General features: G+C 68.4%; 9 protein-coding genes. 8 read left to right on the top strand and 1 reads right to left on the bottom strand.

Annotation, left to right across the window (positions count from 1 at the left end):
• The 4 genes from nirB to AAF430_09630 are packed head-to-tail and all read left to right on the top strand — an operon-like array spanning position 1 to position 8,221.
• Entirely contained in the window at positions 1 to 2,910 is a 2,910-nt protein-coding gene (nirB, locus tag AAF430_09645) for a nitrite reductase large subunit NirB (protein ID MEM7410482.1), read from the top strand.
• Between the two features lie 18 nt (positions 2,911 to 2,928).
• On the top strand, positions 2,929 to 4,326 hold the full coding sequence (locus AAF430_09640) for an alginate export family protein (GenBank protein ID MEM7410481.1): 1,398 nt from the start codon (positions 2,929 to 2,931) through the stop codon (positions 4,324 to 4,326).
• Between the two features lie 21 nt (positions 4,327 to 4,347).
• Entirely contained in the window at positions 4,348 to 5,985 is a 1,638-nt protein-coding gene (locus AAF430_09635; protein ID MEM7410480.1) for a DmsC/YnfH family molybdoenzyme membrane anchor subunit, read from the top strand.
• 19 nt (positions 5,986 to 6,004) lie between these two features.
• On the top strand, positions 6,005 to 8,221 hold the full coding sequence (locus tag AAF430_09630) for a nitrate reductase (protein ID MEM7410479.1): 2,217 nt from the start codon (positions 6,005 to 6,007) through the stop codon (positions 8,219 to 8,221).
• 18 nt (positions 8,222 to 8,239) lie between these two features.
• Here AAF430_09630 and AAF430_09625 read toward each other — a convergent pair whose 3' ends face one another.
• Positions 8,240 to 8,518: a hypothetical protein gene (locus AAF430_09625; protein MEM7410478.1), complete on the bottom strand. Its 279-nt coding sequence runs from the start codon at positions 8,516 to 8,518 to the stop codon at positions 8,240 to 8,242.
• A 177-nt stretch (positions 8,519 to 8,695) separates the two neighbouring features.
• On the opposite strand from AAF430_09625, the gene AAF430_09620 reads away from it, so the two are divergent.
• From AAF430_09620 to AAF430_09605, 4 genes are all read left to right on the top strand, one after another.
• Positions 8,696 to 9,271 (top strand): hypothetical protein, encoded by a 576-nt coding sequence (locus AAF430_09620; protein ID MEM7410477.1) that lies wholly within the window; start codon positions 8,696 to 8,698, stop codon positions 9,269 to 9,271.
• Complete coding sequence (locus tag AAF430_09615; protein MEM7410476.1) at positions 9,268 to 9,822, top strand: metal-dependent hydrolase; 555 nt, start codon at positions 9,268 to 9,270, stop codon at positions 9,820 to 9,822. Before AAF430_09620 ends, AAF430_09615 begins: the two co-directional genes overlap by 4 nt.
• 32 nt (positions 9,823 to 9,854) lie before the next feature.
• Positions 9,855 to 10,568, top strand: coding sequence for a TlpA disulfide reductase family protein (locus AAF430_09610; protein MEM7410475.1), 714 nt, complete (start codon positions 9,855 to 9,857; stop codon positions 10,566 to 10,568).
• A gap of 380 nt (positions 10,569 to 10,948) precedes the next feature.
• Entirely contained in the window at positions 10,949 to 12,943 is a 1,995-nt protein-coding gene (locus tag AAF430_09605) for an ATP-binding protein (protein MEM7410474.1), read from the top strand.
• The last annotated feature ends 21 nt before the right edge of the window (positions 12,944 to 12,964 follow it).

The raw sequence follows: 12,964 nt of genomic DNA, 5'->3' as shown, positions 1-12,964 counted from the left end.
ATGCCCGAACGGGTGGTCGTCATCGGCAACGGCATGGTGGGGCACCGCTTCTGCGAGCGCCTGCGCGAACGCGACGCCGAAGGCCGCTACGAGATCCAGGTCTTCGGCGAGGAGCCGCGGCCGGCCTATGACCGCGTGCACCTCTCCGAGTTCTTCTCGGGAAAGTCCGCGGGTGACCTGGCCCTGACCACCGCCGAAGCATACGCGGAGATGGGCATCGACCTGCGGCTCGGCGAGCGGGTCGAGCAGATCGATCTCGAGAAGCGCGAACTCTATACGAGCCAGGGACGCTACGTCGGCTACGACGTGCTCTGCTTCGCCACCGGGTCGGTTCCCTTCGTGCCGCCGATTCCCGGGGCGACCCAGGATGGCGTCTTCGTCTACCGCACCATCGAAGACCTCGAAGCCATCTCCGCCTGGGGCGAGCAGGCTCGGCGCGCGGCGGTCATCGGAGGCGGACTCCTGGGTTTGGAGGCCGCGAAGGCGGTCCGCGATATGGGCCTCGAGACCCACGTGCTCGAGGCCGCGCCGCGTCTCATGCCTCGTCAGGTCGATGCGCGGGGCGCGGCGCTCCTGACCCGTGAGATCGAGGCCCTCGGCGTCCAGGTCCACGTAGACGTCCGAACCGAGTGCATTCTCGGCGAGGCCGACCAGGTGACGGGCCTGCGCTTCAAGGAAGGCGACGATCTCCCGGTCGAGATGGTCGTGGTGTCCGCGGGCATCCGGCCGCGAGACGACCTCGCACGTACCGCTGGCCTCGAGGTGGCCCAGCGCGGCGGGATCGTGGTCGACGATGGCCTGGCGACCAGTCAGCCCGGCGTCTATGCAATCGGCGAGTGTGCCGTCCATCGCGGGATGATCTACGGCCTGGTCGCGCCGGGCTACGAGATGGCCGAGGCGCTCGTCGATCGGCTGATCGGCGGCGAGCGCGCCTTCGCGGGCGGCGACTTGTCCACGAAGCTCAAGCTGATGGGGGTCGACGTAGCGAGCTTCGGCGATCCCTTCGCCGACGAAGCCGGCGAGGCAAACTGCGCAGTCTTCGAGGACCCGCGCCGGGGCGTCTACCAGAAGCTGCTCTACAGCAGCGACGGCGAGCGACTCGTGGGCGGCATCCTGGTCGGCGACGCCGACCGCTTCATGCCGCTCCTGCAGCAGTGCAAGAGCGAGGCGCCGCTTCCGGATTCGAGCGAAGAGCTCTTGTTCGGGCCGCGCGGCGAAGCGGGCGACGAGGAACTCGACGACAGCGTCCAGATCTGTTCCTGCAACGACGTGAGTGTCGGAGCGATCCGCGCCGCGATCGCGGAAGAGGAACTCTCGACCGTCGGCGGGATCAAGGCCTGCACGCGGGCCGGGACCGGCTGCGGCGGCTGTCTGCCCCAGGTGACGAAGATCCTCGCACGCGAGTTGGAGAAGGCGGGCCGCGAGGTCACCACGAACGTCTGCGAGCACTTCGCGTTCACGCGTCAGGAGCTCTTCGAGATCATCAAGGTCAATCGGATCGAGAGCTACGGCGCTTTGCTCGCGTCCCACGGGGCGGGGCAGGGCTGCGAGATCTGTCGACCGGTGGTCGCTTCGATCCTCGCCACGACCTGGAACGATCCGATCCTGAACCACCAGAACCTCCAGGACACGAACGATCGCTTCCTCGCGAACATCCAGCGGGGCGGGACCTACTCGGTCATTCCCCGGATCCCGGGCGGCGAGATCACCCCCGACAAGCTGATCCTCCTCGGCGAGGTGGCCCAGCGCTACGGCCTCTACTGCAAGATCACCGGCGGCCAGCGCGTGGATCTGCTGGGCGCTCGTGTCGACCAGCTTCCGTCGATCTGGGAAGAGCTGGTGAACGCGGGCTTCGAGAGCGGTCACGCCTACGGCAAGGCGTTGCGGACGGTAAAGAGCTGCGTCGGGTCGACCTGGTGTCGCTACGGCGTCCAGGACAGCGTCGGCTTCGCGGTTCGCGTCGAAGAGCGGTACCGCGGGCTCCGCGCGCCGCACAAGCTCAAGAGCGCGGTCTCGGGGTGCATCCGCGAATGCGCCGAAGCCCAGGGCAAGGACTTCGGGATCATTGCCACCGAGAACGGCTGGAACCTCTACCTCTGCGGGAACGGCGGCTCCAACCCGCGCCACGCGGATCTGGTGGCGAGCGACGTCGACGAAGAGCGCGTGATCCAGCTGATCGACCGCTTCCTCATGTACTACATCCACACTGCGAACCCGCTGGAGCGCACCGCGCGCTGGGTCGAGCGGATGGATGGCGGCATCGAGTACCTGAAGCGCGTCATCTGTGACGACGCCCTCGGGATCTGCGAGCAGCTCGAGAGGGACATGCAGGCACTGGTCGACAGCTACCAGTGCGAGTGGCGAGAAGTCGTCGAGAACCCGGAGCGCCGCGCGCTCTTCCGGCACTTCGCCACGGATACCGAGGCCGACCCCACGCTCTCGTTCGTCGAGGAGCGGGGCCAGCGTCGGCCGTCGGATTGGCCCGACGCCCAGCCCCCGGCAGCCGATTCCGAGGAGGAATCGCGCAGCTGGGTGCACCTTGCGCGGGTCGAAGACTTCCCGAAGGACAGCGGTTCGACGGTGAAGGTGGGCAATCGCCAGATCGCGGTGTTCCGGTTCGAGAGCCGCGGCGAGTGGTACGCCACGCAAGCGATGTGTCCGCATCGAAAGGACATGGTGATCGGTCGGGGCCTGTTGGGCAGTCAGGCCGGCGAACCGAAGGTCGCCTGTCCCCTCCACAAGAAGACGTTCTCCTTGAAGAACGGTTGCGGTCTCAGCGATCCCGAGTTCGCGCTCGAGACCTACGAAGTCGAGATCCGGGAGGGCGAAGTGTTCGCCCTGCTTCCGGATGACTTCACGAGCGGCGCGCCCCTACGTCCGTCCCACCGCGATGCCACGTCGTCGCACTAAATAGGGGTGTCCCTCACCATGTCTGTCCAGGATCGAATCGGGTCCAGCCGGCGATTCCTCGCCTACGGCATCGCTTTCTGTCTCGCCTTCGCGATCGGTTTCAACAGCAGCGCGCAGGGGGAGCCCCAGGCGTCCCCGCCGGCGGCAAAACCCGACGTGGCTGCGGATCCGCCCGCGGCGCCCGAAGCGGAGACGCCGCCTCCGAAGCCCGAGCCCGATTGGACCGACATCGACAGCTGGGTGGGCCCGCTGGCCGAGGGAGGCGTGAAGTTCAACCTCCGCGCCCGCTACTCGCACGCCGACTTCGCGGGGCTGAAGCGGTCGAACGTCGGCACCGTGCGGACGCGACTCGGCTACGGGTCGAAGCCCTTGTTCGGGCTCTCGGGTTTCGTCGAGATGGAGAACATCGTCGCCATCGACAACGGTGCCTACTTCGATGCGATCGCGCCCAACACGCGAGGCCGATCGGTGATCGCCGACGTCGAGGACACCGAGGTGAACCAGGCCTACGTCAAGTTCCAGCGGAAGGACTGGCTCGGGCTCAACGCGATCGTGGGTCGCCAGCGCATCAAGCTCGATGACGACCGCTGGATCGGCAACGTCGGCTGGCGGCAGAACGAGCAGACCTACGACGCGGGTCGCATCCAGACGACGCTCGGTCTCGAAGGGTTGCTCCTCGAGTACGCGTACCTCGACGACGTGCGGCGGATCTTCGGCGACGAAGGCCTGCCCGGGGCCGGAACCCGTGACTTCGAGTCGAACTCCCACCTGGCGCGCGCCGAGTTCACCGTGGCGTCCTGGCTGAAGGTCGTCGGTTTCACCTACATCCTCGACATCCGCACTGCCCCGGTGTTCTCCACCAACACCTTCGGCGGCCGCATCACCGGAAACGTCCCGATCAACGAGGACTGGAGCGTCGCCTACCAGGGCAGCTACGCCTTCCAGACCGACGGCGGTACGAGCGGCGGAACGAACCCGGTGAACTTCGGCGTGCACTACGTGTACGGCGAGATCGCCCCGCGCTTCGGACCCCTCGGTGCGATCGGCATCGGCTACGAGCTGTTGGGCAGTGACAACGGCACCGCCCGGCTCACTACGCCTCTCTCGACGGCCCACAAGTTCAACGGCTTCGCCGACGTCTTCCTGAACAACGGCGGCGTCAACGGCTTGCAGGATGTCTACGCCTTCATCGCTCCGAATCTGCCCTGGGGCTTCAAGGGAAAGGTGATCTTCCACCAGTTCTACAGCCACCACCGGACGCGCGACCTCGGTCACGAAGTGAACGCGGTCGTGACCCGGAAGATCGGGAAGTACATCACCCTGCTCGGGAAGTACGGGTACTTCCACCAGCACCGGCGCGCGCCGGGGTTGGCGAACCGGGTCCGATGGACGGCGGAGCTGAACTTCGCGTTCTAGCGCCTCGAGGAGGAACGACAGATGGCCGCGGCCGAATCACTCCCGATCCCGAAGCTGGTGGACCTGCTGCTGGAGGAGCAGCAGTCCCTGACGGCGGTGGAGCGATTCAGTGAGCAGCACGACGCGGACACGATCCCGCTCCAGAGGCGTTACTACGAAGACTTGATCCCGGCGAGCGCGCCCGGACCCGGACAGCAGTACGCCTTTCGGGTGGACTTGGACGCGTGTACCGGGTGCAAGGCCTGCGTCACCGCCTGCCACAACCTGAACGGGTTGGGGAGCGAGGAGACCTGGCGGGATGTCGGGCTGCTGCTCGGCGGTACGGAGGTCCGCCCTCAGCTGCAGACGGTGACCGCCGCCTGCCACCACTGTGAGGATCCGGCCTGCCTCCACGGCTGTCCAGTGAACGCCTACGAGAAGGACGCCACCACCGGCATCGTCCGCCACCTGGACGATCAGTGCATCGGTTGTCAGTACTGCACCCTGCAGTGTCCCTACGACGTTCCGAAGTACGACGCGACGATGGGTATCGTCCGCAAGTGCGACATGTGCTCGGATCGGCTGTCGGTGGGCGAAGCACCGGCCTGCGTCCAGGGCTGTCCGAACGAGGCGATCTCGATCGACGTCGTGACCGTGGGGGACGGTCCGGAGGCACTCCTGCCGGCGACGCCGGGTGCGGTCCCGGACTCGCACTGGACGCGGCCGACCACCCGCTACATCACGGAGCGCGACCTCGGGGGCCTGCGTCCATCGGACGGCCATCGCGACGAACCGGCGGATCCGCACCATCCGCTCTCGGTGATGTTGGTCCTGACCCAGCTGGCCGTCGGGGTGACCGTGATCGAGGCGCTGCTCGGATTCTTTGGTAGCGCCCCGTCGCTGGCACGACTCGCGATCGCGGGCGTCGCCACCTTGGCGGGGCTCGGCGTGGCCAACCTCCATCTCGGGCGCCCGCAGTATGCGTACCGGGTGATCCTCGGCGTGTTCCGTTCGTGGATGAGCCGGGAGATCCTGGTGCTCGGCGGGTTCGCCGGGATCGTGGCGGCCTACGTAGCGAGCGCGGTCCTCCCCGGGCTCTGGCCCGAGCTCCAGGCATGGGTCCCCGAGGCGCTGGTCTCGGGTTTGGGTCTGGCGGCTGCGCTCACCGGCCTCGCCGCGGTGTTCTGCTCCGCGATGATCTACGCGGACACGCCGCGTCGCATCTGGCGTTGGAGTCGCACCGGTCCGCTCTTCTTCGCGACCACGGCGCTGCTGGGCGTGGCCGGACTCTGCGTGGGCAGCCTCTTCGACGCGGCGGTGGCGCCGAGCCTCGGGGTCGTGGCCGGGGTGGCGTGGGCCGCGCTCGGAGTGGCGAAGCTGCGCCTCGAGCGCAGCCAGGCCGAACCCACCGACGACGACCCGGAGCACGCGCTGGTCGCGCGCCGCAACCGCTTGCTCGAGGGTCCGCTCGCTCGCGAGGCCACGTCGCGCGTGTGGTTGGGCTGGGGTGCCACGGTGATCCTGCCGCTCCTCGTCGCGTGCGGGGTGCTCGTGTCGGGAGCCCACCCGATTTGGATGGCGATCGCGGCGCTTGCTCTGGTCGGCAGCCTGGGTGGCGAGTGGCTGGAGCGACATCTCTTCTTCCGGGCCGCGGTGGCGCCGCGCATGCCCGGCTCCTGAGCTGCGAGAGGAAGGATCCATGGCCCGATCGGTTTCCGAGCGCGTTCTTCAGGGAGCGCAGGATCTGCTGCACCGGCGCGACGGCCCGCTCACCCGCGACCTCCTCCGCGAACCGGGCGCATTCGGACTGGGCCAGGTGCCGTCTCGGCTCGCCCCCGATCGCACCACCACCACGGTCTGCGGTTTCTGCTCGACGGGCTGCGGGCTCCGGGTCCATCTACGCGATGGCGAAGCCATCAACCTGTCGCCCGACACCGAATACCCGGTGAACCTCGGCATGGCATGCCCGAAGGGCTGGGAAGCGCTCACGCCGATGGCGGCGCCCGACCGTGCGGACCGTCCTCTCTTGCGCGACGCCACGGGGACGCTGCAGCCCGTGTCCTGGGAGGAGGCGCTCGACACCTTCTGTGCGCGGGTTCGAGACGTCCAGGCGCAACACGGTCGCGAGTCGGTGGCGTTCCTCGGGACGGGGCAGATCCCGACCGAAGAGCTGGCCTACTTCGGAGCGCTGGCGAAGTTCGGCATGGGCATGGTCCACGGCGACGGCAATACGCGTCAGTGCATGGCCACCGCGGCCACCGCCTACAAAGAGTCGTTCGGTTTCGACGCACCGCCGTACACGTACCAGGACTTCGAGGAGTCCGACGTCATCGTGTTGGTCGGCTCGAACCTCTGCATCGCCCACCCGATCTTGTGGGAGCGGGTGTGCCGGAACCCGAACGCACCCGAGATCGTGGTGATCGATCCGCGCAAGACCGAGACGGCGATGGCGGCCACTCAGCACCTGGCGTTGGCACCGAAGTCGGACCTCCTGCTCTTCTACGGACTCGCGCGGCTCCTGATCCAGCGGGGCGCCGTCGATGAAGCGTTCGTCGACGCGCACACCGAGGGTTTCGAGGGGTTCGAGCGCTTCGTCGCCCAGTTCGACCTCGCCAGCGTCGCAGAGGGCACCGGCCTCTCGCCGGAGCGTCTCGAGCACCTCGCCGACACGATCGCGGCCGGCAAGCGCGTCAGCTTCTGGTGGACGATGGGAGTCAATCAGAGCCATGAGGCCGTGCGCGTGGCCCAGGCGATCATCGACCTCGCGCTCCTGACCGGAAACATCGGAAAGCCGGGCACCGGCGCGAACTCGATCACCGGCCAGTGCAACGCGATGGGGTCGCGCCTGTTCAGCAACACCTCCTCGCTGCTGGGTGGACGCGAGTTCCACGACCCGGAGCATCGGCGCGAGGTCGCCGAGATCCTCGGCATCCCGGCCGCGTCGATTCCCGACCACAAGGGCTGGGCCTACGACCAGATCGTCGAAGGGATTCGCTCGGGGACGATTCGCGGCCTCTGGATCGTGGCCACGAACGGTTCGCACTCGTGGATCGATCAGCAGGATTTCCGCGAGCTGCTCGGGCGCCTGGATTTCCTCGTCGTCCAGGACCTCTATGCCGACACCGAGACGGCCCTGCAAGCCGATCTCGTGCTCCCCGCTGCCGGGTGGGGCGAGAAGGATGGGACCTTCATCAACTCGGAGCGCCGGGTCGGGCTGGTGAAGAAGGTGCGGCGCGCGCCGGGGCAGGCGCTGGCGGACTTCCACATCTTCCAGCTGCTGGCCGAGGCCTGGGGGTGCGCGCAGCTTTTCGAACGCTGGAAGACGCCCGAGGACGTCTTCGATGCCCTGCGCGAACTCTCCCGCGGACGCTTCTGCAACTTCTCGGGGATCGACGGCTACCGCGCGCTCGACGCCGCGCGCGGTGTGCAGTGGCCCTTCCCCGAAGTGTCGCCCGACTCGTCACCCGAGCGCCGCCTGTTCGCCGACGGACACTTCCCGCGAGAAGGAGGGCGCGCGGCCTTCTGCTACGAGATGCCGCGCGCGGTTCCCGAGCCGACGGACGCCGGGTACCCGTTCGTGTTGCTCACCGGGCGGGGCTCCTCGGCCCAGTGGCATACCCAGACCCGAACGAAGCGGTCGCCCGTGCTCGCAAAGCTCCACAGCGCCGTTCCGCGCATCGAGATCCATCCCGAAGACGCCGAGAACCTGGGCATCCGGAGTGGCGACCCGGTCCAGGTGAGCTCGCGCCGGGGCAAGGCCGAGTTCGAGGCCTACCTCACGCCGAACGTCCAGCCCGGTCAGCTCTTCGCGGCGATGCACCACGAAGCAACGAACCGACTCACGCTACGCGCCTTCGACCCCTACTCGCGCCAGCCTTCCTACAAGCACTGCGCGGTCGCGGTGGCGCGCCTCTAGGGCGCCGCACGTTTTCGCTCAGGCCTTCGCCAGCATCGAGCGCACGACGCCGACCACCGAGAGCAGCGCGGCGCCTCCGACACCACCGCCCGCCACACTGCTCAAGATGCCGCCGATCTCGGTCGCACCTCCGCCGCCGATCCCGAGGGCCGCCAGAACCGTGCCGCCGATGCCGCCGCCGAGCACGCCCGCGAGGCTGTTCCCCAGCGTTCCGAGGCTGTTCTCCTTGAGCGCCGCGCCAGCGAGGTTGCCGCCCACGGCACCGCTGATGAGCTGAATGATGATTCCGAGATCCATGCTTCCTCCTCTTGGGAACCCACCTGGCGCGAGGGCGCCGCAGCGGTCCTGCTCCCACTCGGTCAATGCCGTGGGTCTCGAAAAGGTCACCCGCCGGGCCCGCGGGAATCGGTTCGGCGCAGAATGGTGGGCGCGGTCGCGGATCCGCGATGGCAGCGCCTGCTAGCGTGTGTCCGCATGAGCCAGCGGCGCTGGGTGGGTGCGGGCGGTCGCAGGGTTCCCATCGTTCTTTGCATGGGCTGTCTGGTGCTCGCCTGCTTCCGACCGCCCGAGGTGGCCGACCCGAGAGGGCAGGGCGAGCTCGCCGCAGCGCTGGCATCCCTGCCCGGCGTCGACCGCCTCGAGGCGGCGACGCTCGCCGAGCGAGCATTCGTCGCGACCGCCGAGCTGCGCGACGCCTACCGCCCACTCGCCTCCCCGCTGCTGGGCAACCTCGCCTATCACCTCGGGCTCCGAGAGCGTGCCCTGTGCTGTCACTGGACCCGCGACCTCCTGCACGCACTGACCCCGCTCGGTGTCTCCGGGCTCTCGCTGCATTGGGCCGTCGCCCACCACGGGAACCCGTTGCGAGAACACAGCAGTGTGGTGGTCGTTCCCACGGACGGCGGGCTTGCCGACGGGATCGTGCTCGATGCCTGGCGCGACGCCGGACGTCTGCACTGGGTCGAGGTCGCGGACGATCGCTACCCGTGGCAGCTCCATCCTCGGGACGTCGTGCGCGAGCGGTTGATGTGCGCCGGAGATCTCCCGTGAACCCGGTCAGCCACGGTCTCGTCGGTTGGCTCACCGCCGAAGTGACGCCCCTTCCGCGCCGCGATCGCGGCTGGATCCTGCTCGCCGGCCTGCTCCCCGATCTCGACGGCGCGGGCATCCTCGTCGACTTCGCGACCGGGACGCACCCGTCGGCGGGTCTCTACGCGGCCTACCACCACGTCGTCGCGCACAACCTCTTCTTCGGGGTCGCGCTGAGTCTGGCCGTCGCCTGCGTCGCCGAACGCCGGGCCGTCACCGCGGCGCTCGCGTTCGTCTCCTTTCATCTCCATCTGCTCGGCGATCTGGTCGGCTCGGCGGGACCGGGACGCTCGCTGTGGACGCTCAGCTATCTCTTCCCGTTCTCGGATCGCCCCTTCGTCTGGCAGGGACAGTGGGAACTCAACGCGTGGCCGAACCTGCTGATCACGGCGCTGCTCCTGGTGGCGGTGGGATTCATCGCGGTGCGACGCGGTCGCACGCCTCTCGAGTGGGTGTCGCAGCGAGCAGACGCCGCGCTGGTGGCGGCACTGCGCCGCCGTTTCGGCGCGTGAAGCGTCGCTGCGCTTCGCGCTAGCCTCCGCCCATGCACTTCCGGATCCGAACCGCGCTGCTCGGTCTCGTGCTCGCGCTGCTCACGGTCGCCCCGGCGAGCGCCCGCGAACCTGCCCCCGAACCGGAGGGCGCGTTCGGCCAGCAGCTCCACGTGCTCCCCGAACCCGTTCCGGTACCCGAGTACATCTTCCGCGAGGCCGGCGGGCGCGAGTGGGGTTTCGTGGAGTTCCGCGACCAGGTCGTCGTCGCGTCGTTCTGGGCGACCTGGTGCGGGGTGTGCCGAACCGAGCTGCCGAAACTCGACCGCTTGCAAGAGTCACTCGGGAAGCAGGGCATTCGCGTGGTCGCCTTGGTCCAGGACATCGGTGCGGACGAAGTCGAAGGGGTCCTTCGCAAGCGGGGTCTGTCCCATCTGCGTGCCTTCGAGGACGTCGACGATGTCTTGTCGGCCACGCTCGGCGTCTACGGCATCCCGACCAGCTTCGTGATTGGTCCGGATGGGTACATCCTCGCGTCGGTCGTGGGGCCGGCGGATTGGAACAGCCCCGAGGCGAGGCGTTTTCTGCTGGGGCTGCGCCGCTCCGGCGCCCCACCGACGACCCCGCTGAACGCCCCTTACTCGACCTCGCCGGTCTTCCGCCCCGAGAATCCAGCCGTGCGGTCGCTCGAGCGCGAAGACGCGGGTCGGAAGGAGGATCGAAGGTGGCGGCGGTGCCGTGGCGACGGGTTCTCGCGCGAGGGGTGATCGTCGTCTACGTCGTGTTGCTGGCCGGCGGTGCGTGGCCCTTCTGAAAGGTGCCCGTGCTGGGCCTCGCGTCTCACGTGTCCTGCTCGCCGAGATCGTGGTGCTGCCCGGACTCGCCGTCTTCGACGGCACCAAGGGGCCTCACGACCTTCCTGCCCATCCCTTGGTTGCAGCGGGTTTTGCCCTGGCTGTTTCGCCCCCGCTGGGTCCAGTCCACTTGAAGTCGCGTGGGGGAGCTGCAATCCCGCCGTAGTTCTACCCAGGGCGGGGACCTTCTTGGTGTACGATCGAGCCCGCGGACCGGTGAGGGGCAAGCAGGGCCAACCCGCAACGCGCCCCTGTCCGATCGCTGAGGCAACCTCGGGACAGGGCGAGCGAGCATGGGAACCCCGCGTTTCTGGTCCAGCATCGACGTGTTGCTCCCGTCGACGCTTCGTCCCGAGACACCCGAGGTGCGTCGGCGCGCGCAGCTGCTCGCCATCGGTGTCCTCATTTCACTGGCATCGGCCCTTTGGAGCTACACCCAGCACACCCTGCTCGGCGAAGGGATGCGCGCGTGGTTCGTGCTCGCGTGGGCGGCGCCTGTCTCGTTGTCCCTGGGGCTCCTCCACACCACCCGTTCCCTGGCGAGTGCGGCCCACTTCTTTCTCGCGGTGATCCTGCTGGGGGTGGCGATCAGTCCGCTCTTCGCGGGGAACGAGGAGTCGGTCCCATTCTCGATCTGCGTGGTCGGCTTCACCGCGGCCTACCTGCTAGGCCCGCGTTCCGGTGTGTTCTGGACCTTCGCCAGCATGGCGGTGATCGCCATCATCGCGGCGCGGGCCACGGATCCCCAGCTTGCGTCGGTGGGCTGGACCGCCACGTTCTTGACGGCCTCCTTCGGCTTCTCGGGTGTCGCCATCGAGCACCAGCGTCGCAGTGCGCTGGAAACCGCGCAGGAGGAGCGCGATCGACTCCGCAGCCTCGGCGAGGCGGCCTTCGACTGGATCATCGAGACCGAAGGGGACCGCATCGTCTACGCCAGCCCCAGCATCAAGAAGATCGCGGACTTCTACCCGGAAGAGATCGTCGGGCGCGATCTCTCGGAGTTCATTCATCCGGACGATTGGCCGAAGCTCACGGCCTGGCGTTCGCGGCTGGCCACCGAAACCGCCGTGACCACGCGTCTAGAGCATCGGGCGATCGACAAGGCGGGCCTTTGGCACTGGTGCGAAGCCTTCGCGATCGTCCACCGCGACGCCGCGCGTTGGACGTTTGCCACTCGCCCGATCGAACGCGAGCGGCGGCGGCGCACCCGCGAGCAAACCGCGGATCGACTGCAGGGTGTGTCGCGCCTGGCCGCCGGTGTGGCCCACGACTTCAACAATCTGCTGACCGTGATCGGCGGCCACGCCGGGCTGCTGGAGCCCAGCGCGAGCCGGGACGAGATCGTCCGGGCCACGGCCAACGCGTCGCGCCTGACGTCCCAGTTGATGGGCCTCTCGAAGGGACAACCGCTCGGGCAGCGGGCGGTGGAGTTCGGTGCCGAGCTCGACGCCCTGCGTCTCCGGCTCCGCGAAGTGGTCGGCAACGCCGTCGACCTCTCCTTCGACGTCGACCCCGGCGAGCACTGGATTCGAGCGGGTGCGCACGCGCTGGAAGAGGTCCTGACCCACCTCCTCTTGAATGCGCGAGAAGCCAGCGATGGGTCGGGAACGGTCCGCGTCTGCGTTCGTTCTGGCACGCTGTCCGAAACCGGCCGCGATGCGGTCGTGCTCTCGGTCGAGGACGACGGCCGTGGCATGGACGCCGAAACCCTCGACCGCGCGATCGATCCGTTCTTCTCCACGAAGACGCGCAGCCCGGGTGCGGGGCTCGGGCTCTCGACGGTGTACGGGCTCGCCGTCCAGATGGGCGGGGAGTTCGAGCTGAAGAGCGCGCCCGGCGAAGGGAGCCGGGCCACCTTGCGCCTGCCGCGCTGGCGCGAGCACCCGTCTCGCGCGTCCGACGCTCGACGCGAAGCCCCTTCGGGCGAGGCGCGCTGGGCGTGCGTGGTCGAGGACAACCGCTCGATACGCCAGCTGATCGTCTCGACGCTGGAGTTCGCGGGGTACGAGGTGACCGCGTACCCGAACGGTGACGAGGCGACGGCGGCGGCCGAAGGACTCGGGCCTTGTGATCTCCTGGTCACCGACATCGTCATGCCCGGCGCTTCCGGGTCCGAGGTGGCGCGCCAGTTTCGGCAGCGGCATCCGGATCTCAAGGTGCTGTTCGTCTCGGGCTACACCGAGGAGATGATTCGCACGGCCGAGGAACGGGACGAGGGAGTGGCGTTCCTCGAGAAGCCCTTCCTGATGTCGGAGCTCCGCGCGCGCATCGAGCAGCTCGAGGGCTGATGCGAGGGTCGTCGACGCTGA

This window comes from Myxococcota bacterium (genome assembly GCA_039030075.1).
GTDB lineage: Bacteria > Myxococcota_A > UBA9160 > UBA9160 > SMWR01 > JAHEJV01.
The sequence above is the reverse complement of the archived record's forward strand: the minus strand, read 5'-3'. Positions and strand labels throughout refer to the sequence as shown.